This window comes from Lysobacter cavernae (genome assembly GCF_042648505.1).
GTDB lineage: Bacteria > Pseudomonadota > Gammaproteobacteria > Xanthomonadales > Xanthomonadaceae > Lysobacter_L > Lysobacter_L cavernae.
Map to the genome: position 1 here is coordinate 337,771 of NZ_JBHRXK010000001.1, position 21,324 is coordinate 359,094.

The 21,324-nt window shown below is 65.9% G+C and carries 19 protein-coding genes and 1 tRNA gene; 2 read left to right on the forward strand and 18 right to left on the reverse strand.

What is annotated here, in order from left to right:
• Positions 1-98 precede the first annotated feature (98 nt).
• Complete coding sequence (locus ACFOLC_RS01555) at positions 99-392, forward strand: hypothetical protein (RefSeq protein WP_386756964.1); 294 nt, start codon at positions 99-101, stop codon at positions 390-392.
• 78 nt (positions 393-470) lie between these two features.
• Here ACFOLC_RS01555 and ACFOLC_RS01560 read toward each other — a convergent pair whose 3' ends face one another.
• Genes ACFOLC_RS01560 through ACFOLC_RS01590 form a run of 7 tightly spaced genes read right to left on the reverse strand, consistent with a single transcriptional unit; the run spans position 471 to position 5,239 of the window.
• On the reverse strand, positions 471-920 hold the full coding sequence (locus ACFOLC_RS01560; RefSeq protein ID WP_386756966.1) for a hypothetical protein: 450 nt from the start codon (positions 918-920) through the stop codon (positions 471-473).
• A gap of 37 nt (positions 921-957) precedes the next feature.
• Complete coding sequence (locus ACFOLC_RS01565; RefSeq protein WP_386756967.1) at positions 958-1,155, reverse strand: PspC domain-containing protein; 198 nt, start codon at positions 1,153-1,155, stop codon at positions 958-960.
• A gap of 47 nt (positions 1,156-1,202) precedes the next feature.
• Entirely contained in the window at positions 1,203-1,556 is a 354-nt protein-coding gene (locus tag ACFOLC_RS01570) for a YfeK family protein (protein WP_386756968.1), read from the reverse strand.
• Positions 1,557-1,599: 43 nt separating this feature from the next.
• Positions 1,600-2,325: an SGNH/GDSL hydrolase family protein gene (locus ACFOLC_RS01575; RefSeq protein WP_386756970.1), complete on the reverse strand. Its 726-nt coding sequence runs from the start codon at positions 2,323-2,325 to the stop codon at positions 1,600-1,602.
• 56 nt (positions 2,326-2,381) lie between these two features.
• Positions 2,382-3,467, reverse strand: a complete 1,086-nt coding sequence (locus ACFOLC_RS01580; protein ID WP_386756971.1) for a class III poly(R)-hydroxyalkanoic acid synthase subunit PhaC — start codon at positions 3,465-3,467, stop codon at positions 2,382-2,384.
• Position 3,468: 1 nt separating this feature from the next.
• On the reverse strand, positions 3,469-4,566 hold the full coding sequence (gene phaE / locus ACFOLC_RS01585; RefSeq protein ID WP_386756972.1) for a class III poly(R)-hydroxyalkanoic acid synthase subunit PhaE: 1,098 nt from the start codon (positions 4,564-4,566) through the stop codon (positions 3,469-3,471).
• A gap of 58 nt (positions 4,567-4,624) precedes the next feature.
• On the reverse strand, positions 4,625-5,239 hold the full coding sequence (locus ACFOLC_RS01590) for a CDP-alcohol phosphatidyltransferase family protein (protein WP_386756973.1): 615 nt from the start codon (positions 5,237-5,239) through the stop codon (positions 4,625-4,627).
• Positions 5,240-5,501: 262 nt separating this feature from the next.
• Between ACFOLC_RS01590 and dinB the strand changes: the two genes are divergently transcribed.
• A complete protein-coding gene (dinB, locus tag ACFOLC_RS01595; protein ID WP_386756975.1) occupies positions 5,502-6,611 on the forward strand; it encodes a DNA polymerase IV in 1,110 nt (369 codons plus the stop codon).
• Between the two features lie 102 nt (positions 6,612-6,713).
• Here the strand turns inward: dinB and pnp are convergent, their stop codons facing one another.
• The 11 genes from pnp to nuoL all read right to left on the reverse strand — a co-directional run bounded on the left by pnp (position 6,714) and on the right by nuoL (position 21,315).
• Positions 6,714-8,822 (reverse strand): polyribonucleotide nucleotidyltransferase, encoded by a 2,109-nt coding sequence (pnp, locus tag ACFOLC_RS01600; protein ID WP_386756976.1) that lies wholly within the window; start codon positions 8,820-8,822, stop codon positions 6,714-6,716.
• A gap of 134 nt (positions 8,823-8,956) precedes the next feature.
• Positions 8,957-9,217, reverse strand: coding sequence for a 30S ribosomal protein S15 (gene rpsO / locus ACFOLC_RS01605; protein ID WP_386756977.1), 261 nt, complete (start codon positions 9,215-9,217; stop codon positions 8,957-8,959).
• A gap of 190 nt (positions 9,218-9,407) precedes the next feature.
• On the reverse strand, positions 9,408-10,385 hold the full coding sequence (gene truB, locus ACFOLC_RS01610) for a tRNA pseudouridine(55) synthase TruB (RefSeq protein WP_386756979.1): 978 nt from the start codon (positions 10,383-10,385) through the stop codon (positions 9,408-9,410).
• 96 nt (positions 10,386-10,481) lie between these two features.
• Positions 10,482-10,871, reverse strand: a complete 390-nt coding sequence (gene rbfA / locus ACFOLC_RS01615; RefSeq protein WP_386756980.1) for a 30S ribosome-binding factor RbfA — start codon at positions 10,869-10,871, stop codon at positions 10,482-10,484.
• A 13-nt stretch (positions 10,872-10,884) separates the two neighbouring features.
• Positions 10,885-13,491, reverse strand: coding sequence for a translation initiation factor IF-2 (infB, locus tag ACFOLC_RS01620; protein ID WP_386756981.1), 2,607 nt, complete (start codon positions 13,489-13,491; stop codon positions 10,885-10,887).
• Positions 13,492-13,636: 145 nt separating this feature from the next.
• Positions 13,637-15,124: a transcription termination factor NusA gene (gene nusA / locus ACFOLC_RS01625; protein ID WP_386756982.1), complete on the reverse strand. Its 1,488-nt coding sequence runs from the start codon at positions 15,122-15,124 to the stop codon at positions 13,637-13,639.
• A gap of 4 nt (positions 15,125-15,128) precedes the next feature.
• Positions 15,129-15,761: a ribosome maturation factor RimP gene (rimP, locus tag ACFOLC_RS01630; protein WP_386756983.1), complete on the reverse strand. Its 633-nt coding sequence runs from the start codon at positions 15,759-15,761 to the stop codon at positions 15,129-15,131.
• Positions 15,762-15,985: 224 nt separating this feature from the next.
• A tRNA-Met gene (locus ACFOLC_RS01635) sits at positions 15,986-16,062 on the reverse strand.
• A gap of 78 nt (positions 16,063-16,140) precedes the next feature.
• Entirely contained in the window at positions 16,141-17,586 is a 1,446-nt protein-coding gene (nuoN, locus tag ACFOLC_RS01640) for an NADH-quinone oxidoreductase subunit NuoN (RefSeq protein ID WP_386756985.1), read from the reverse strand.
• 11 nt (positions 17,587-17,597) lie between these two features.
• The gene (locus ACFOLC_RS01645; protein WP_449284289.1) at positions 17,598-19,112 is read right to left on the reverse strand and encodes an NADH-quinone oxidoreductase subunit M; all 1,515 of its coding nucleotides are present in this window, start codon (positions 19,110-19,112) and stop codon (positions 17,598-17,600) included.
• A gap of 34 nt (positions 19,113-19,146) precedes the next feature.
• Positions 19,147-21,315, reverse strand: coding sequence for an NADH-quinone oxidoreductase subunit L (gene nuoL / locus ACFOLC_RS01650; RefSeq protein ID WP_386756986.1), 2,169 nt, complete (start codon positions 21,313-21,315; stop codon positions 19,147-19,149).
• Positions 21,316-21,324 lie beyond the last annotated feature (9 nt).

Sequence of the window (21,324 nt, forward strand, 5' to 3'; positions counted from 1 at the left end):
GATGTCCGTCCGCAGGCGCACTGCGCCGTGACCGGTAGGCTACCGGGCGCGGTATTCGTCTCAGGCGTGGCCGAGGCCGAGCTGATGCCGCAGGACGGGTGATCGTGTATTGCGATTGCCCCAGCGAGGTGTCGGCGGCGGTGCTGGCGCGCGAGCTGACTCGTCGCGCCTTCAAACGCGTGCGTCTTCTGGCCGGCGGCTTCGAGGCCTGGCGCAGCTCCGGCAATGCGGGGGCCAACAACTGGGCGCGTATTCGCCACTGCGTACTCACCATCGCGCTCAAAGAGAAGGCCCAGTCTACGAGGATGAACCTCGCGTGGCCGGGCCTTCCGTATCGGAGCTGTTGCAGTGGGCTCTCGCCCATTACTTTTTCTCCGACGCGGCAAGACTAGCGAGGCCTGCGTTAGCCCACGGTCAAATTTCCGTAGCATTCCACGACCGTTTGTCGGACCTCAGCGCAGCCTCGCACCTCAGGCATCGGCACCAAACGGCCACCAACCGCGTCCGCTCAAGGCATAGCGATCGGCGGCACGTTCGAAACGGTTACGCGCGCTGATGCCGCCACACAACAGGTACAGCGGCAGGAACAAGGGACCGAGCACGAGGTACTGATACACATGGGCGCGCTCATGGTCGGCCAGCATGATCGTCGGCTGCTCGCCGTGACCGGCGCGGTGGGCATAGGTGACGCAGGGCGAATCGAGGTTGTCGCCCGTGTGGAGAATCACGTTGCCGAACGTGATCGCCCCACCCGGCCCCCACGGCCAGCGATGGAACACGATCGCCAGATCACGCCGACGCCAGTGCATGTGCGCGCCGAAGACGAGCCCAGCCGCCCCCAGCAACAGGCCGATCAGGGTATTCGGCAGCGTCCACAACGCGCCCAGGCCAAGCAGTGCGCGAAACAGGTACACAGGCATGCGCGAAGCCGGGCGCAACCGCCGCTGTGGCGGCCTCTCAATCGCCATCGGGCATCAGCAACCACAGGATCAGGTAGACGATGATGCCGGGGAATGCCGCCGAGGCGATCGAAACGATCACGTAGATCACCCGCAGCAGGGTCGAGTTCCAGCCGTAACGGCGGGCGATGCCGCCGATGACGCCGGCGATCATCCTGTCGTGGCGGGAGCGGGCAAACGGGCGCGGGGTGTTCATGCAACTCGGTCCTTGCGGGCAGACGGCCGCAGTCTAGCGCCCTGATGTCAAGGCGATGTGCGGCGCAGTTCGGCCAGTTTCGCCGTCAACCAGCTTGACGAGACCACCGCCGGCCGGCCGGGGCAGCGGACCTGGTAGGGTTTTCCGCTCATGCTGCTTTCGCTGCCGGCGCGCTCGATGAACTGTTCGCTGCTCGCGACCATGTCGCGCTTGCGCAGCCAGGCGTACTTCTTGCGCAGATGCGCCTGCGCTTCGCCCGCGTCGTACCAGCGACCGTTGCGCTGGAACTGGCAGCCGGACGCCCCCAGCGCCGCGATCAGCCGGTCGATCTCGCGCGCGATCTGCGCTGGCGTAGCGGCCTCGGCCGCGTTCGCCGTCGGGGCGGCCAACAGCACGCCCACAAGTGCGATCAAAACCGTTGCAAGCGACCGAGTCATGCCGGCATTACAACCCATCCAGCCATGGCCCGACCACTTGCGCCCATAGCGCATAACCGTTGGCGTTCATATGCAGCCGATCGGCGAGGAACAGGTCGGCGCGCGGGGCGCCGTGGGCGTCCAGCATCGGCGTGAACACGTCGAGGTAGTCGATGCCGGATGCCTGCGTCGCGTAGTCCCTGATCAGTTGGTTGGCCGTCCGTGCCTGCGGCAGCAGCGACTGCCGCGACGGGCTGGGCTTGATCGCGATATAGGCGATGCGGGCCTGTGGCAGCGACTGCCGCACCTTGGCGACAAAGGCGACAAAATCGTCGCGCACCTGCTGCGGCGTGCGGCCTTCGGCCAGGTCGTTGTCGCCGGCATACAGCACCACCGCGCGCGGCTGGTACGGCGTGATGATGCGCTGTGCATGGAACGTCGAATCACGCACGCGCGAGCCGCCAAAGCCGCGGTTGAGGATGGCAACCCCGGGAAAATCCCCGGCCAGCGAGTCCCACAGCCGGATCGATGAGCTGCCGACGAACACCACCCCACCCGGCCGGCGCCGCACCACGCTGTCGGCCTGCTCGAAGGCGGCGATATCGGCTTCCCAGCGGGTTGAGTCGCCAGCAATGGCTTCGGCCGGTTTCGGCATGGATGATGCGTCCGATGCCGTTGTTGGCGTCGAAGCGCAGGCAAGGAGAACTGCGAACTGAGCAGCAAAAAAAAAGTGGCGCATCGCGGTTCGCAGCATCGGTAGAACGCTCCTATTGATCCGTTCCGAATTTTGTTTTCACGTAGGAGTGGCCGTCAGCGCGAGCGCGGCGCCAACCAGTCGTGGATCGCACCCGGCACTTCGCGTTGCGCGCGGCTCGATACGTAGATGCCGATGTGCCCGCCCTTGAACGACAGCTCGCTGTAGTCGTCGCTGCCGACCAGGTCCTTCAGCGCCTTCGAGGACACCGGCGGCACCAGGTGGTCCTGCTCGGCATAGACATTGAGCACCGGCATGGCAACGTACTGCAGGTCGACGGCGCGGCCGCCGATGTCGATGCCGCCGTTGACGAAGCCATTGCCCTGGTAGAACTGCTGGATGAACTGGCGGAACGCTTCGCCGGCCTGGTCGGGCGAGTCGAAGATCCACTTCTCCATGCGCAGGAAATCCTCCAGCGCGCGCGGGTCGTCGAGGATGTCGACCAGGCCCACGTACTTCTGCACGAACAAGCGCCACGGTTTGAGCGTGAGGTAGCACCAGTTCATCACGTCGGCCGGCACGTTGCCCAACGCGTCGACGAACAGGTCGGCATCGAGCCCGCGCGTCCAGTTCGACAGCATGTTGTCGCCGGTGTGGAAATCCACCGGCGTGACCATGGTGACCAGATTGCGTACCTTGCCCGGATTCAACGCGGCATAGCACAGCGAGAACGCGCCGCCCTGGCAGATGCCAAGCAGGTTGACGGCATCGAGGCGGTGTTCGCGGCGCAGGTGATCGACCGCACCGCCGAGGAAGCGCTGGATGTAGTCGTCGAGCTCCAGGTAACGGTCGGAGCGGTCGGGATAACCCCAGTCGAGCAGGTAAACATCCTCGCCACGCTCGAGCAGACCGCGCACGATCGACTTGTCGGCCTGCAGATCGACCATGTACGGCCGGTTGACCAGCGCGTAGACGATGAGCAGTGGCACTTTCGCGCTCGGCGTGCGCTCACCGCGAAAGCGGTACAGCACCACCTTGCCGTCGCGCCAGACTTCTTCCTTCGCGGTGGCACCGTATGCGACATCGTCGACAGCGCGCAAGGTGTCGAGCCCGGCGCGCAGCTTGGTCTGCAACTGCAGCGCCTCCTGCGCCAGCGATTCGGCACTGAAGCCCAGCGGCCCCTTGACGACGTGTCCGTTCATGTCAGCGCTTGCCCTTCACAGGCTTGTGCTTGGTCGGCTTGGTCGCGGTGGTCTGGCGCGCCTTGGCAGCGGCAGGCTTCTTGACCGGCTTCGCCGCTGGCTTGGCCACGGCGGCACGCTTGCCGGCGGCACGTGGCTTGGTGCCCGGCTTCACGGCAGCAGGCGCTGGATCGGACGTAGCAGCGGCCTGCGCCTGCACCATATCGCGCAGCTGGCGCAGCTCGCGTTCCAGCTGGACGATCTTGCGATGGGCTGAATCGAGCTCAGTGCGGGTCGGCATGCCCAGTTGCGCACTGGCCTGCTCGATCTCGGCCTGGACGTTGGCACGCAGTCGCATCTGCGAATTCACCAGCGCGGCGTAGGCATCACGGAAGCGCGGCGACAGCGCAATGTCGGCGTAGGCCTCCTCTGCCGCGTCGATCCACAGATCGAACAGCGCGCGCGCCGAATCGATCTGCCGCCCGGGTTCGCTGCGCTCGGTCAGCTTGCGCTCGAAGCGTGCGAATGCGTCCTGCACGGCCTCGGCCAACAGGGCCTGATAGGCCTGGCTTTGCTGCTGGCTATCGAGCTGGGCCTGCGCCAGCCGCTGCCAGCGCTGCTGGTGCTCGCGGGCAAAGCCGAACGCCGGTGCGTCGAGCCACGCCCCGCTCTCGCGCTGCCAACGCTGCAGGTGTGGAGCGACCTGCTGCCACCAGTCCGACAGATCGTGCTGGCCGGGTCCGTGCAAGCTGCCCAGCAGGTCGGCGAACGGATTGGCACCCTCGCCACCCAGCGCCTGCTTCCAGGCCTGGACGATCTCGGCAGCATCGGCATCGCGGCCAGCAAACCGGGCGGCGAGCTGCTGCATCTGCCCGAACCAGGCACTCGCCTGCGTGCTGAAGCGCGCGATCGTGGCATCGGCCTGGCCGCTGCCACCGGAAACCGATGACCGGGCCAGCTGCGACCACCAGTCGATCGCCTCGTTCCAGCCCGGCGTCGTCGATGCGGCGGGGTCCGGCGCTTCGGACCCGGACGCGCCGCGCAGGGCCTCGCCCCAGGCGTTCCAGTAACGCCGCGCCAATGCGTCGAAATGGTCGGAACCGAACCCTTGCTTCGCCATCACCGCCTCCGGAAGGAGCCGCGATCATAACGCCGCAGGGTGGCAGGCCGCGCCGGGGTCAGGGCTTGGGAATGCGCAGCGTCTTGCTGATCATCAGCGAGCCCGACAGCGCGAACAGCAGCACCAGCGGGTGGAACTGCCACGGACCCAGCTTGACCATGCCGAACCACAGGTCCGGCCCGATTGCGCCCTGCCACGCAGCCACCGCCAGCACGATCACCAGCACCAGGCTGGTCGGGATTGGCGTGCCTTCGAAGTATTTGACCTTGTCGTCCTCGCCTGAAAGCTGCTCGGCGGTGACGTTGTAGCGCGCCAGGCGACTCACGCCACAGCCGACGAAGTAGCTGAGCACCACCCAGTCCCAACCGCCCTGCAGACCGCAGGCGTAGGCCAGCGCGGCCGGGGCGACACCGAAGGAGATCACGTCTGCCAGCGAATCGAGCTCGCGCCCCAGCGTGGACGCCGACTTGCGCCAGCGCGCGACCCGGCCGTCGAGTGCATCGAAGATGAAGGCGAGCGGGATCAGCGCCATGCCGATCATCAGGTCGCGCACGCCGCCTTCCTGCAGGAACCGCATCGCGGCAAAGATCGCGCCGGTGCCGCAGAAGGCATTGGCGAGGGTGAACCAGTCGGCGAGATGGAACTCGCGCAACATCGAGAAATGGCGCGACATGGGCGCTCCGGGGCGATCGAAGGACGACAGCGTGCCAAAGCCGGTGTGATGCCGGCAAGTGCGGCGTCTTTGATCGACCGCCCCACGAACTGGGAGTCCAGTGAATTTAAGCGGATAAGCAATGGCACTGCCTCCGCCCTTCGACAGGCCCAGGACAGGCCTGCGCGGATGAAGGCCAAGGTCTTTCGAGGGAGATTCGCCTGATAGGGAACGAAACTACCGCGGCAACGCCTGACCGGCGCCGCGCGGCGATAATTTCGGCATGCCTTCACCACCCCGCAAAATCCTGCACGTCGACATGGACGCCTTCTACGCGTCGGTTGAACAGCGCGACGCCCCTGACCTGCGCGGTCAGCCGGTGGTCGTGGCCTGGCGCGGTGCCCGCTCGGTGGTGTGCGCGGCCAGCTACGAGGCGCGCAAGTTCGGTGTGCGCTCGGCGATGCCGGCCGTGCGCGCAGAGCGCCTGTGCCCGCAGGCGATGTTCGTGCCGCCGGATTTTGCCCGCTACAAGGCCGTGTCCCGGCAGATACGCGAGATCTTCGCTCGCCACACCGATCTGATCGAACCGCTGTCGCTGGACGAGGCCTACCTCGACGTCACCATCACCAAGACCGACCTGCCTTCGGCCACCGCCACCGCCGAGGCCATCCGCACCGCGATCCGCGAGGAGACCCAGCTCACCGCCTCGGCCGGTGTCGCACCGAACAAGTTCCTCGCCAAGATCGCCTCGGACTGGAACAAGCCCGACGGCCTGTTCGTGATCCGCCCGCACCGGGTCGAAGCCTTCCTGGCACCGCTCCCGGTCGGGCGCCTGCCCGGCGTCGGCAAGGTCATGGAACGCCGACTGGCCGACCTCGGCGTCGCCACCGTGGCCGATCTACGCGGATTGGAGTCAGCGGCACTCGAGCACCACTTCGGCCGCTGGGGCCGGCGCCTGCACGAGCTGTCGCTCGGCATCGACGAGCATCCGGTGCAACCCGAGCGGCCGACGCTGCAGATCTCGTCCGAGGACACCTTCGAACACGACCTGCCGCTGGAGGCACTGGAGCCGCACATCCGCCGTCTCGCCGAAAAGACCTGGGCCGGCTACCAGCGCGAGCGTGAGCAGCATGACGAGCGCATCGCGCGCACCGTGGTACTCAAGCTCAAGACCAGCGACTTCCGCATCCTCACGCGCAGCCTGACGCCATCCCTGCGACCGGCATCGCTTACAGAACTGAGCGATATCGCCTGCGACCTGCGATCGCGGGTGGAGCATCCGCCACACACGCGCTATCGCCTGGTCGGTGTCGGCCTGTCGGGTTTTGTCGATCGGGACAGTCTCGCTGCGCAAACCGACCTGTTCGATCTCAGCGACAACGCCATCGAATGAACAAACCACGTCCGCGTTTCAAACTCCGCCGGGGAATCCGACGACAAAGAAAAAGCGGGCCGAAGCCCGCTTTTTCATGTCCAGCGATGTGGCTTGCGCGACTTACTCGGCCGCGACGCCCTCGCCTTCCTCGACGGCCTTGATCGACAGGCGGATGCGGCCCTGCTTGTCGACTTCCAGCACCTTGACCTTGACCACGTCGCCTTCCTTGAGCTTGTCGGAGACCTTCTCGACGCGCTCGCTGGAGATCTGCGAGACGTGCACCAGACCGTCCTTGCCCGGCAGGATCGTCACGAACGCACCGAAGTCCATGATCTTGGCGACCTTGCCTTCGTAGATGCGGCCCGGCTCGACATCCGAGGTGATCTGCTCAATGCGCGCCTTGGCGGCTTCGGCAGCGGCGGCATTCACCGACGCGATCACGATGGTGCCGTCGTCCTGGATGTCGATCTGGGTGCCGGTTTCCTTGGTGATGGCCTGGATGGTCGAGCCACCCTTGCCGATCACTTCGCGGATCTTGTCCGGGTGGATCTTCATCGTCAGCAGGCGCGGGGCGAACTCGGACAGTTCGGTACGCGAGGTGGTGATGGCGTTGGCCATCTCGCCGAGGATGTGCAGACGGCCGGCCTTGGCCTGCGCCAGCGCGACCTTCATGATCTCTTCGGTGATGCCCTGGATCTTGATGTCCATCTGCAGCGCCGAGATACCTTCCGAGGTACCGGCCACCTTGAAGTCCATGTCGCCGAGATGATCTTCGTCACCGAGGATGTCGGACAGCACGACGAAGTCGTTGCCTTCCTTCACCAGGCCCATCGCGATACCGGCGACCGGCGCCTTGATCGGCACGCCGGCGTCCATCAGGGCCAGCGAGGAACCGCAGACCGAGGCCATCGACGAGGAGCCGTTCGACTCGGTGATCTCCGAGACGATGCGGATGGTGTACGGGAACTCTTCCATCGTCGGCATCACGGCAAGCACGCCGCGCTTGGCAAGGCGGCCGTGGCCGATTTCGCGACGCTTCGGACCCATCATGCGGCCGGCTTCACCCACCGAGTACGGGGGGAAGTTGTAGTGGAACAGGAAGTGTTCCTTGTACTCGCCCGAGACGGCGTCGATGATCTGGCCGTCGCGCGCGGTGCCCAGCGTCGCAACCACGATTGCCTGGGTCTCACCGCGGGTGAACAGCGACGAGCCGTGGGTACGCGGCAGCACGCCGACCTTCGAGGCGATGCCACGCACGGTGTCGAGCGCACGGCCGTCGATGCGGATCTTGGTGCTGAGCACGGCGGCACGCATGGTCGAGTACTCGAGCTCGCCGAATTCCTTCGACAGGTCGGCTGCCTTCCACTCGTTGGCTTCGGCCTGCGCGGCCAGCGAGGCCAGCACATCCTTCTTCAACGCCGAGATGGCGTCCTTGCGCTCCAGCTTGTCGCGCACAGTGAAGGCCTGGGTCAGGCGATCACCAATGGCGGTCTTGAGCGCGCCGACCATGGCTTCGTTGGCGGCCGGGGCCGACCAGTTCCACTTCGGCTTGCCGGCTTCGGCGACCAGCTCGTTGATCGCGTTGATCGCGACCTGCATCTGCTGGTGGCCGTAGACCACCGCGCCGAGCATCACGTCTTCCGAGAGCACGTCGGCTTCGGACTCGACCATCAGCACCGCGTTGGCGGTACCGGCGACGACGAGTTCGAGCTTGGAATCCTTGAGCTCGGAGACGGTCGGGTTCAGCAGATACTGGCCGTCCTTGTAACCGACCTTGGCGGCACCGATCGGGCCGTCGAACGGGGCACCCGACAGCGCCAGCGCGGCGGACGCGCCCAGCAGCGCCGGGATGTCGCCGTCGATTTCCGGGTTCATCGACATGACGGTCGCGATGATCTGGACTTCGTTGCGGAAGCCTTCCGGGAACAGCGGACGGATCGGACGGTCGATCAGGCGCGAGATCAGCGTTTCCTTCTCGGTCTGACGGCCTTCGCGCTTGAAGAAGCCACCCGGGATACGGCCGCCGGCGTAGAACTTCTCCTGGTAGTCGACGGTCAGGGGGAAGAAGTCCTGGCCCTCGCGCGCGGTCTTGTTGGCGACCGCGGTGACCAGCAGCACGGTGCCATCGACGGTGACCATGACGGCGCCGCCGGCCTGGCGGGCGATTTCACCGGTCTCCAGCGTGACTTGCTGGCTGCCGTACTGGAAGGTCTTGGTAATTTTTGCCACGTTGGTTTCCTATCGGTTCTGTGCGTTCCGGTCGAGGCCCTTGCCCCGCTCCGGTCGGCCGCCGCGGCGGCCGATAATTCAGTGGAGCTCAAAAACGAACCGCGGCGCATCGCTGCGCCGCGGTGGGTGTTCGTTTAGCGACGCAGGCCCAGTTTCTCGATCAGGGCCTTGTAGCGCTCGTTGTCCTTGCGCTTGAGGTAGTCGAGCAGGCTGCGGCGGCGGTTGACCATCTGCAGCAGGCCGCGACGGCTGTGGTGGTCCTGCTTGTGGACCTTGAAGTGGCCAGTCAGCTGCTCGATGCGCGCGGTCAGCAGGGCGACCTGGACTTCCGGCGAACCGGTGTCGTTGTCACCGCGCTTGTTGGATTCGATGATCTTGCTGGTGTCGATGGACATTGCTTGTTCTCTTCAGATGCAAGACCTGCAGAAGCGAATCGGTCGCGGTGTAACCCGCACCGACGCACCGCCTGGCCCGCCGTTTGCTTGAGGGAAAGTGCTTTCGAAGTGCTTGAAAAGCGGCGGAATTGTACCAGCCCGCCCGGGCGAATGCGACCGCAACCAACCCGTCCGATAGCGACGAACGGAATCAGCTCGACCGGTCGGACGTCTGTTCAGCTTTTTCGCGGTGCTCGATCGGCCCGGATTGCGTCGCCCAGCGGAACAGACGCTGCGGCAACAGGCGGTGTCCGTCCTGGCGCTGGCCAAGGCCCAGACAGTGGCCGGCGTCGCTGAAGACCGCAACCAGCCCGTCCTCGCCCGCGTCACACGACACGCTCTGGCCATAGCCGAGGCGCCGGGCGGCCTCGCTGTCGAGTTCGACCCGCGGGAACGCGGCCAGTCCGGCCTCGATCGGCAGCAGACAGGCATCGAGGGCGCCCTCGCCCTGCCCGGCCAGCGCCTGCAGTTCGTCGAGGGTGAACATGCGCGGCTGCGTGAAGGGAGCGACCCAGAGCCGGCGCAGGCTGGCGACATGGGCACCACAGCCCAGGGTCTCGCCGAGGTCGCGCACCAAGCTGCGCACGTAGGTGCCGGAGCCGCATTCGACCTTGAGGCGCAGGCGCGGGCCGTCGCGCTCGATCAACTCCAGCGCATGCACGACCACATCGCGCTCGGGTGCCTCGATCGCCTCGCCACGCCGCGCCTTGGCGTACAACGGTTCGCCGCCCTGCTTGAGCGCCGAATAGATCGGGGCACGCTGGCGGATCGGCCCGCGCAGGGGCGCCAACGCAGCCTCGATCGCGGCATCGTCCAGTTCCGGTACCAGACGCTCGAGCAGTGGCACGCCGTCGGCATCGTCGGTATCGGTGGTGACGCCGAGCACCGCCGTGGTCTCGTAGGCCTTGCTCGATCCGAGCAGCAGGCCGGCGATCTTGGTCGCCTCGCCGAAGCAGAGCGGCAACAGCCCGGTCGCGAGCGGATCGAGGCTGCCGGTGTGGCCAGCCTTCTCGGCGCGGAACAGGTGACGCACCTGCTGCAGCGCCTGGTTCGAGCTGAGCCCGAGCGGCTTGTCGAACAGCAGAATGCCGTCGAGCGCACGAAATACAGTACGAGGCTTCTTGCTCATCGGCTCGGGTGTTGGCGGTAGCCGCGGTGGTTACTCATACGTTCCCGCGGAAAGTCGGCGGCGGCAAGCAGACGGCCGCGGGGCAGCCACCTGCCGTCAGTCGGTGTTGTCGTCCGGGCCTTCGTCCGTCGCAGCGGTACCGGCCGGGGCGTCGCGCAGGAGATTGTCGATGCGCTCACCGCGATCGACCGAATCGTCGTAGTGGAAATGCAGCTCCGGCACATGGCGCAGCTTCATCGCGCGACCGAGCTGGAAGCGGATCTGCGGCGCCAGTTCCTTCAACGCCTTGACCGCTTCCCTGGAGCGCTCTTCCTGCAGCGCGGTCACGAACACCTTGGCATGGGCCAGGTCGCGCGTGACCTCGACGTCGGACACGCTGACCGACGGCAGGCCGTGCTCGCGCACGGCCTCGTGGACCAGCGTGCCCAGCTCCCTGCGGAGCTGGGCGGAAACGCGGTCGGTGCGATGGAACGACTTGGTCGGCATGATCGTCCCGGCTTTACAGCGTGCGCTGGACTTCGACGCGCTCGAAGCACTCGATCTGGTCGCCCGGCTTGACGTCGTTGTACGCCTTCACGCCGATGCCGCACTCGGTGCCGTTGCGCACCTCGTCGACGTTCTCCTTGAAGCGGCGCAGCGATTCCAGCTCGCCCTCGAAGACCACGGCATTGTCGCGCAGCACGCGGATCGGCTTGTGGCGCTTGACCACGCCCTCGACCACCATGCAGCCGGCAACCGCGCCGAACTTGGAGCTGCGGAACACATCGCGGACCTCGGCGGTGCCGATGATCTCTTCGCGGATCTCGACGCCGAGGATGCCCGAGGCCACCTGCTTCACCTGGTCGATCACGTCATAGATGATCGAGAAGTAACGCAGGTCGACACCGTAGGAATCGATCACCTTGCGCGCCGAAGCATCGGCGCGCACGTTGAAGCCGATCACGGTGGCCTTGGCGGTCGCCGCGGCGTTGGCGTCGGACTCGGTGATGCCGCCTACGCCGGAGCTGATCACGTTGATGCGGATCTGGTCGTTGGACAGCGCCGTCAACGACTGGCGCAACGCCTCGACCGAACCCTGCACGTCGGCCTTGATGACCAGGTTGAGGCTCAGCTGGCCCTCGCCCTTGCCCATCTGCGCCATGATGTCTTCCATGCGGTTGCCCGCTGCGGCGACCAGGCGCGATTCGCGACGCTTGGTATCACGCTGCTGGGCGACGTCCTTGGCCAGGCGCTCGTCCTCGACCACGACGAAATCGTCGCCGGCATCGGGCACGCCCGACAGACCGAGTACCTGCACCGGGATCGACGGGCCCGCGCTGGGCACCTGCGAACCGGTCTCGTCGAACAGCGCACGCACGCGGCCGTACTGCACGCCGCAGACGAGGTAATCGCCCTTCTTCAGCTCGCCCTGCTGGACCAGCACGGTCGCGACCGGGCCGCGGCCCTTGTCGAGCGCCGATTCGATGACCACGCCGGTGGCGCGGCCGGTCGGCACCGCCTTGAGCTCGAGCACTTCGGCCTGCAGCGAAATCGCATCGAGCAGGTTGTCCACGCCCGCGCCGGTCTTGGCCGACAGCTCGACCATCTGGGTGTCGCCGCCGAAATCCTCGGCGACCACGTCCTGCGCGAGCAGCTCGTTCTTGACCCGCAGCGGGTCGGCGTCGGACTTGTCGATCTTGTTGATCGCCACGATCAGCGGCACGCCGGCGGCCTTGGCGTGCTGCACCGCTTCCTTGGTCTGCGGCATGACGCCGTCATCGGCGGCCACGACCAGCACCACGATGTCGGTGAGCTTGGCGCCGCGCGCGCGCATCGAGGTGAAGGCGGCGTGGCCCGGCGTATCAAGGAAGCTGATCACGCCCTTGTCGGTTTCGACGTGGTACGCGCCGATGTGCTGGGTGATGCCGCCGGCTTCGCCGGAAGCGACCTTGGTGCGACGAATGTAGTCGAGCAGCGAGGTCTTGCCGTGGTCGACGTGACCCATGATGGTGACCACCGGCGGACGCGTGATCTTCTCGCCCTGCGTGTCCTCGACGTGCGCGAGCAGCGCATCCTCGGCGGTGTTGGCGTCGGCCCGGACCACGGTGTGGCCGAGTTCCTCGGTCACCAGCGCCGCGGTATCGAAGTCGATGCTCTGGGTGATGGTGGCCATCACGCCCATCTTGAACAGCGCCTTGACCACATCGCCACCCTTGAGCGCGAGCTTCTGGGCGAGATCGGCCACGGTGATGGTTTCGCCGATCGCCACTTCGCGCACGATCGGCGCGGTCGGACGGGTGAAACCACTGCCGGAGCGGAGCTGCTCGGCCTGGCGACGCGGCTTGGGCTTGCCACGCGTGCTGGTCGAGCGACGCGCGCGGTCGGAGGCACTCAGGTGCATCTGGCCTGCGAAGCGGTTGGTGCGGTCGTCGTCCTCGACACCGGCAACCATCGCGTGCGAACCACGGGTCTTGTGGCGCGGATCGGCGGCGGCCCCACGCGGCGCCTCGGCGGCGCGCGGCGCGGCCGGCTTGGGATGGCCGTGACCGTGACTGGTCGGTGCCTTGCGCACCGGCTCGTCCTCGCCACCGGCCAGCGCGCTGGCGTCGGCCAGCTTGGCCTTGGCTTCTTCCTCGGCCTTGAGACGCGCGGTCTCCTCGGTTTCCTTGCGCGCCGTCTCGACGGCTTCGGCGCGGCGCCGGTCATCGGCTGCCAGGCGCTCCTGCTCGGCAAGGTTGCGCTGCTTGGATTCTTCAAGCTTGCGCAGGATCTCGGTGCGCTCGTCGGTCGGATCGCCGGTCTGGCCGTCGATCGGCTTGACCAGGGTGACCTTCTTGCGCACGACCACGTCGACGGTGGTCTTGTTCTTGCCGCCGCCGACGGTGAGTTCCTGCTTGCGGCTGCGGTTGAGCGTGATCTTCTTCGGCGCATCGCCGGCCTCGGCCGGCTGTTCGACCTTGCCGTGGGCACGCTTGAGGAAGCCGAGCAGCTTGACTTTCTCGATGCTGGTCACGACCTGGTCGGGGCCGCTGAAGGTCATGCCGGCCTCGGCCAGCTGCTCCAGCAACTTCTCGACCGGCGTGTTCACCAGCTCGGCCAGCTTGCGGATGGTGGTTTGCTGCGACATTCGGATTCCGTGTCCTCGTGGCGTGGGACGTGTCCCGCGCGTGATGGAGCAATTGTCCCCCAAGGGGACTTCCTTCGGGGCGTACGGCGGGTATTGACCCGCCGGACAACGCATGGCGGGCCCAGGCCCGCCCTACGGTTGCTTGTTACTCGAACCAGTGCTTGCGCGCTTCCATGATCAGGGCGGCAGCACGTGCTTCATCGACACCTTCGATATCGGTCAGCTCGTCGGTCGCCAGGTCGGCCAGGTCGTCGCGGGTGACCACGCCACGCGCGGCCAGCGCGAAGGCGAGCTCGTCGTCCATGCCTTCCAGCGACAGCAGGTCCTCGGCCGGCTGGTGCTCGTCGACCTCCTCCTCGGCCGCCAGCGCCTCGTTGAGCAGGGCATCGCGGGCACGCGAGCGCAGTTCCTCGACGATGTCCTCGTCGAAGCCCTCGACCGCGAGCAGCTCGCCGACCGGCACGTAGGCGATTTCCTCGACCGTGTTGAAGCCTTCCGAGACCAGGATACCGGCGATTTCCTCGTCGACTTCGAGCTTTTCCTGGAACAGCTGGCGCGCAGCGACCTGTTCAGCCTCGGACTTGGCGGTGACCTGGTCCTGGGTCATCACGTTCAGCTGCCAACCACTGAGGCGACTGGCCAGGCGCACGTTCTGGCCGCCCTTGCCGATCGCCTGGGCCAGGCGGTCCTCGGCCACGGCCAGGTCCATCGAGTGCTTTTCTTCATCGACGATGATCGACTGCACTTCGGCCGGCGCCATCGCGTTGATGACGAACTGGGCCGGGTTGTCCGACCACAGCACGATGTCGACGCGCTCGCCATTGAGCTCGTTGCTCACCGCCTGCACGCGCGAACCGCGCATGCCGATGCAGGCGCCGATCGGATCAGTGCGGTTGTCGTGCGCGAGTACGGCGATCTTGGCGCGGTCGCCCGGGTCGCGGGCGCAGGCCTTGATCGAGACCAGGCCCTGGCCGACTTCCGGCACCTCGAGCTTGAACAGCTCCATCATGAATTCCGGGGCGGCGCGGCTGATGAACAGCTGCGGGCCGCGCGGCTCGGTGCGCACGTCGTACAGGTAGCCGCGCACGCGGTCGCCGGTGCGCAGCACGTCGCGCGGAATGCCCTTGTCCTTCGGGATGATCGCTTCCGCGTTGCCGCCCAGATCGACGTAGATGTTGCCGCGCTCGACACGCTTGACGATGCCGGTGACCAGTTCGCCGACGCGGTCCTTCCAGGCATCGACGACCTGCTGGCGCTCGGCCTCGCGCACGCGCTGCACGATCACCTGCTTGGCGGCCTGCGCGGCGATGCGACCGAAGTCGGGGTTTTCGATCTGCTCCTCGATGTAGTCGCCAACCTCGACGCCCTCGACCTCGTCGATCGCGTCCATCAGGCGGACTTGGCGGTCCGGCGATTCCATCACCACGTCATCGGCCACGACCTCCATGCGGCGGAAGGTCTCGTATCCGCCGTCCTTGGGGTCGATCGTGACGCGTACCAGCACGTCCTCGTCGTGATAACGCTTCTTCGCGGCCGACGCCAATGCGGCCTCGATCGCCTCGAAGATGACCTCGCGCGGCACGCCCTTCTCATTGGCGACCGCATCCACGACCAGCAACAGTTCCTTGCTCATCTCGTTACTCCGCACGGGTCGGCTTGTCGGCCGCCGGCTTATGGGTTGGCTTTTTGGTGGGGGTGTTCTTGACGCCGCTCTTGTCGGAGCGACCGCCCTTGGGGGACGCGCCCTTTGAAGGCCGGTCCTTGCTGGGCGCGAGGCCCAGTGCGGCCCAGTCCGGAACCAGGCGCGCCTTGTCGATATTGCCGAACGACACGACGAATTCGCTGCCGTCGAGCACGAACACGACGTGATCGCCCTCGACCCGGGCGATCTGGCCCTGCAGGCGACGGCGACCGTCCTGCGGCAGCTTCAGGCCGATCTTGACCGACTCACCGGCAAAGCGGGCGAAATGCGCCAGCGTGAACAGTGGCCGGTCGATGCCCGGCGATGAGACTTCCAGCGTGTAGTTGCTGCTGATCGGATCCTCGACGTCGAGCTGCGCGGATACCTCACGGCTGACCGCCTCGCAGTCCTCGATCGTCACCGAACGCGGCTCGCCATCGCTGCCAATCGCTTCGGCAGGCACATCGATGTACAGGCGCAACAGCGCACTGCCGGGAGACGGCAGGTATTCCGCGCCCAGCAGCTCGACCCCCAGCGATGCCACGGTCGGGGCGAGCAAGTTGGCGATTTCGACTGCTTTGTCCGTCACGCGCCTGACTCCTGCGGTTGCGACTGGCCGGAGCGATGCTCCCCACCGGCGATGCCTCGGTAAAACCGAACACGAAAAAAAACAAAGGGCCCGGCGGGCCCCTTGTCCGTACAACTGGATTTCGGCGTGGTCGCGTGAGCAGAACGCGACCACCAAGCCCGAGCCTTTGGTCTTAAGAAGGCCTCCGAAGAGGCCTTCAATGAGCGAATCGCTCAGACCGAAGCTGGTAGCGGGGGCAGGATTTGAACCTGCGACCTTCGGGTTATGAGCCCGACGAGCTGCCAGACTGCTCCACCCCGCATCAGGCCGATCATAATAACGATCGACTTAAATCTACGCAAGCCCAATTCAGGGTTTACGTGAAAATATTTCCAACCGATCAGCCGGCGAAGGCGCGCTGGCACCACACCATGATCGGATTCCATGCGAAACCCAGCGCGAGCAGCGCCAGCGCGTTGACCCCGAACACGATACGCAGCGGACGGTCCTCGCGAACCACGGGCATCTGCCCGTCCGGCTCGTCGAAGTACATCGCCTTGATCACGCGCAGGTAGTAGAACGCACCGACCACCGCGAACACCACGCCAACCAGCGCCAGCCACAGCATGTCGCCCTGCAGCGCGGCACGCAGCACCGCCAGCTTGGCCCAGAAGCCGAGGAACGGCGGCACGCCGGCCAGCGAGGCCATCACACACAGGATCAGCCCGGCCAACCACGGATTGCGCGCGTTGAGGCCCTTGTAGTCGTCGATCTGGTCGGCCTCGAAACCGCGGCTGGACAGCACCACGATCGCGCCGAACGCCGCGGCCGTGGTCACCGCGTAGTTGATCGAATAGAACATCGCGGCCGAGAAGCCCTGCGCCCCGCCCCCGGCCAGGCCGAGGAACAGGAAGCCGACGTGCGACACGGTCGAGTACGCGAGCAGGCGCTTGAGGCTGGTCTGCACCATGGCGCTGAGGTTGCCGATCGCCAGCGACAGCGCCGCAATCACGGCGAGCAGGATGCGCCAGCGGTCGTCGAGCGGGCCAGCGGCCACTTCCAGCAGCCGGTAGGCCATGCCGAACGAGGCCAGGCTCGGCGCGGCACCGATGAAGATGGTGATCGCCGTGGGCGCGCCACTGTAGACGTCCGGCAGCCACATGTGGAACGGCGCGGCACCAAACTTGAAGGCGATGCCGGCGACCATGAAGATCACGCCGGTGACCAGCATCAGGCTGGACGGGCTGGTCTTCACAACGGCAGCGATCTGCGTCAAGTCGAGCGAACCGGTGGCGCCGTAGACCAGCGACATGCCGTACAACAGCAGGCCCGAGGCCAGCGCGCCCAGCACGAAGTACTTGATCGCGGCCTCGGAGGCGACCGGGCTGTCGCGATCGATCGCGACCAGGGCGTACGAGCACAGCGCCAGCATTTCCAGGCCGAGGTAGACCATCACCAGGCTGCCGGCTGAAACCAGCAACATCATGCCGGCGGTGGCGAACAGCATCAGCACCGCGACCTCGCCCTTGTACAGCCCGCGCTCGCGCAGGTACGACCAGGTGTAGACCATCGACAGGATGCCGACCACGCCAATCGCGATCTTCATCACGTCGGCGGCGGTATCGCGCACGAACATGCCATTGAGCACGCTGCCGTGACCACCGACGCCAAAGGCGATCAACGCGGTGGCGACCGCCAGCACGGCGATCGCGGCGGCGTGGGTGATGAAGCGGCGGCGCTCGTCGAGGAACAGGTCGAGCATCAGCAGCGCGAATGCACCGAGAATCACCACCAGCTCGGGCAGCAGCGGCATCAGGTCGGCGAAAGAGCGGACGGGCATGATCATGCGCTACAACCTCAAAGCTTCGACGAGGCGATCTGCATCGCCAGATTCGCGATCGACGGTTCCATCAGGTCCGTCAGCGGCTTCGGCCACACGCCCAGCACCAGCACGCCGGCGGCAAACACGCCCAGGACGAAGACCTCACGCGGATTGATGTCTTCCAGCTCGGCGACGTGGGCGTTGCCGACCTCGCCCCAGATCACGCGCTTGACCAGCCACAGCGTGTAGCCGGCGCCGATGATGAGCGTGGTCGCGGCGGCAAAGGCGATCAACGGGTGCTTCTGGAAGCTGGCCAGGATGACCATGAACTCGCCGACGAAGCCCGAGGTGCCCGGCAGGCCCGAGTTGGCCATCGCGAACAACACCACGAACGCGGCGAACCACGGCATCACGTTGGCGACGCCGCCGTAGTCCTTGATCCTGCGGCTGTGCATGCGGTCGTAGAGCACGCCGACGCAACTGAACATCGCACCCGACACGAAGCCGTGGCTGATCATCTGCACCATCGCGCCCTGCAGACCCAGGCGCGCAGCATCGCCGTTACCGTAGTCGCGGACCAGGCCGAAGGCGATGAAGATGCCCAACGTCACGAAGCCCATGTGCGAGACCGACGAGTAGGCGATCAGCTTCTTCATGTCGTCCTGGGCCAGGGCGACCAGGCCGACGTAGATCACCGCGATCAGGCTCAACGCGATCACCAGCCAGGCCCATTCGTAACCGGCGTCCGGCACGATCGGCAGCACGAAGCGCAGGAAGCCGTAGCCACCGATCTTCAACATGATCGCCGCCAGGATCACCGAGCCGGCAGTCGGCGCCTCGACGTGCGCATCCGGCAACCAGGTGTGCACCGGGAACATCGGCACCTTGACCGCGAACGCGACCAGGAAGCCGAAGAACAGCCACATCTGCTCGGTCGCCGTCAGCGGCAGCGCGTACAGGTCGGCGAGCTGCCAGCTGCCGCCCTTGAGGTACAGGTAAATCAACCCGACCAGCATGAACAGCGAGCCGAGGAAGGTGTAGAGGAAGAACTTGATCGATGCGTAGATGCGACGCGGCCCGCCCCAGACACCGATGATCAGGAACATCGGGATCAGCATGCCTTCGAAGAAGACATAGAACAGGATCGAGTCGAGCGCGCTGAACACGCCGATCATCAGGCCTTCGAGGATCAGGAACGAGGCGTAGTACTGGCTGACGCGCTTGTCGACCGAAGTCCAGGCGCCGATCATCGCCAGCAGCGAGGTCAGCGTGGTCAGGCCGATCAGCGACACGGAAATGCCGTCGACGCCGAGGTGATAACGGATGTCGTAGGCGGGGATCCACGCCTTGTTCTCGACGAACTGCATGGCCGGGCTGGCCATGTCGAAGCCGGTGAACATGAAGACGCTGGCTACCAGGGTCAGCAGCGCCACGGCGGTGGCGAACCAACGCGCGGCATTGGCGCGTTCGTTGCCGAACGCGAGGGTGGCAAGACCACCGAGAATCGGCAGCCAGATCAGGAGGCTGAGCAGGAAAGAAGTGCTCTGCAAGGGCTCGGGGCTCACGTCGCGGGTCCTTGTTGGATTAGCGCCAGTAACGAATCAGCACGGCCAGAAGTGCAATCAGGCCGAGGATCATCGCGAAAGCATAGTGGTAGAGGTAACCGGACTGCATGCGGCGGGTCAGGCGTGCAACCAGGTCGACGGCACGGGCACTTCCGTTCACCGCGGCACCGTCGATCACGTAGGTGTCGATCGCGCGCGAGAGCTTGCCCAAGGCGATGCCGCCGCCGGCGAAACCGCCGATCCAGAGCTTGTCGAAGCCGTACTTGTCCTCAAGCACGCGCACCGGCCAGGCGAATACCTTGCGCGCCTTGGCCGGCAGCTCCGGCTTCCACCAGTACATGACGGTGGCCAGGGCGAAGCCGGCGAAGGCCAGCCAGAACGCCGGCGCCTTGAAGCCGTGCAGCGCGAACGCCACCGAGCCGTGGAACTCCTCAGCCAGCTTGCCAATCACGTCACGCGCGGCCGGCACATCGATTGCGCCGAGGAAGAACGGCAACTGCCTGGCGTGACCGGACAGGTCGGAACCGAACAGCATCGGGCCGACGGTGAAGAAGCCGATCAGTACCGAGGGGATCGCCAGTAGGATCAGCGGCACCGTCACCACCCACGGCGATTCGTGCGGCGTGTGGGCGTGGTCGTCGTGGCCATGATCGCCGTGCTTGCCGTGCGCGTCGTGGCCGTGTTCCTCAGCCAGCGCGGTCTCGTGCTCGGTCGAATCCGCTTCCGGGGCGACGTAATGGTCGGGCACCGGATCGTGGAAACGCTCCTTGCCGTGGAAGGTCAGGTACAGCAGGCGGAAGCTGTAGAACGCAGTGACAAACGCGCCCAGCAGCACAGCCCAGTAGGCATACGTCGCCACCCAGTTGTGCGCCTCGTGGGCGTGATGCGCGGCGGCCTCGATGATGGTGTCCTTCGAGTAGAAGCCGCTGAAGAACGGCGTGCCAACCAGGGCCAGCGTGCCGATCAACATCGTCCAATAGGTGATGGGCATGTACTTCCTGAGCCCGCCCATGCGACGCATGTCCTGTTCGTGGTGCATGCCGATGATCACCGAGCCGGCACCAAGGAACAGCAGGGCCTTGAAGAAGGCGTGGGTCATCAGGTGGTAGACGCCGGCGCTGTAGGCCGACACGCCCAGCGCCACCGTCATGTAGCCCAGCTGCGACAGCGTCGAGTACGCAACCACGCGCTTGATGTCGTTCTGGACGATACCGATCAAGCCGGTCCAGAACGCGGTGGTGGCACCGATGAACAGGACGAAGTTGAGCGCGGTCTGCGACAGCTCAAACAGCGGCGACATGCGCGCGACCATGAAGATGCCAGCGGTCACCATCGTCGCGGCGTGGATCAGTGCCGAAATCGGGGTCGGGCCTTCCATCGAGTCCGGCAGCCACACGTGCAGCGGCACCTGCGCCGATTTACCCATGGCGCCGATGAACAGGCAGATGCAGATCACCGTCATCAGCGACCAGCCCGCCATTGGCGCCAGCCAGCTACCACTCTCGGCCAGGACCGGCCAAGCGTGCTGCATCTGCGCGCTGGCGATGATCGGCTCGCCGGTTTTGGCGAACACGGTCGCATAGTCCAGCGTGCCAAAGGCATACAGGATGCCGGCGATGCCGAGCAGGAAGCCGAAATCGCCGACGCGGTTGACCAGGAACGCCTTGAGGTTGGCAAACACCGCGGTCGGGCGCTTGAACCAGAAGCCGATCAGCAGGTACGAGACCAGGCCCACCGCTTCCCAACCGAAGAACAGCTGCAGGAAGTTGTTGCTCATCACGAGCATCAACATCGAGAAGGTGAACAGCGAGATGTAGCTGAAGAAGCGCTGGTAGCCGTCGTCCTCTGCCATGTAGCCGATGGTGTAGATGTGCACCAGCAGCGAGACGAAGGTGACGACCACCATCATCATCGCGGTCAGCTTGTCGACCATGAAGCCGATGTGGGCTTCGTAGCCGCCGACCTGGAACCAGGTGTAGACGTTCTCGTTGAACGGCGCGGCGCCCTGCCCGACCAGCTGCCACAGCACCTGCACCGACAGCACGCAGCTGACCGCGACGCCGAGGATGGTGACCCAGTGGGCGCCGGCGCGCCCGACCTGACGACGGAACAGACCGGCGATGATCGCGCCCAGCAGCGGTGCCAGCACGATCGCCAGCAGGACGGTCTTGGAGATGGCGTGATCCACGATTGCGTT

Bases quoted from the DNA above. Each gene is read 5' to 3' on its own strand.
- ACFOLC_RS01560 (WP_386756966.1), bottom strand. From the start codon at position 920: ATGCCTGTGTACCTGTTTCGCGCACTGCTTGGCCTGGGCGCGTTGTGG.
- ACFOLC_RS01565 (WP_386756967.1), bottom strand. From the start codon at position 1,155: ATGAACACCCCGCGCCCGTTTGCCCGCTCCCGCCACGACAGGATGATC.
- ACFOLC_RS01575 (WP_386756970.1), bottom strand. From the start codon at position 2,325: ATGCTGCGAACCGCGATGCGCCACTTTTTTTTTGCTGCTCAGTTCGCA.
- ACFOLC_RS01580 (WP_386756971.1), bottom strand. From the start codon at position 3,467: ATGAACGGACACGTCGTCAAGGGGCCGCTGGGCTTCAGTGCCGAATCG.
- phaE (WP_386756972.1), bottom strand. From the start codon at position 4,566: ATGGCGAAGCAAGGGTTCGGTTCCGACCATTTCGACGCATTGGCGCGG.
- ACFOLC_RS01590 (WP_386756973.1), bottom strand. From the start codon at position 5,239: ATGTCGCGCCATTTCTCGATGTTGCGCGAGTTCCATCTCGCCGACTGG.
- dinB (WP_386756975.1), top strand. From the start codon at position 5,502: ATGCCTTCACCACCCCGCAAAATCCTGCACGTCGACATGGACGCCTTC.
- rpsO (WP_386756977.1), bottom strand. From the start codon at position 9,217: ATGTCCATCGACACCAGCAAGATCATCGAATCCAACAAGCGCGGTGAC.
- truB (WP_386756979.1), bottom strand. From the start codon at position 10,385: ATGAGCAAGAAGCCTCGTACTGTATTTCGTGCGCTCGACGGCATTCTG.
- rbfA (WP_386756980.1), bottom strand. From the start codon at position 10,871: ATGCCGACCAAGTCGTTCCATCGCACCGACCGCGTTTCCGCCCAGCTC.
- infB (WP_386756981.1), bottom strand. From the start codon at position 13,491: ATGTCGCAGCAAACCACCATCCGCAAGCTGGCCGAGCTGGTGAACACG.
- nusA (WP_386756982.1), bottom strand. From the start codon at position 15,124: ATGAGCAAGGAACTGTTGCTGGTCGTGGATGCGGTCGCCAATGAGAAG.
- nuoN (WP_386756985.1), bottom strand. From the start codon at position 17,586: ATGATCATGCCCGTCCGCTCTTTCGCCGACCTGATGCCGCTGCTGCCC.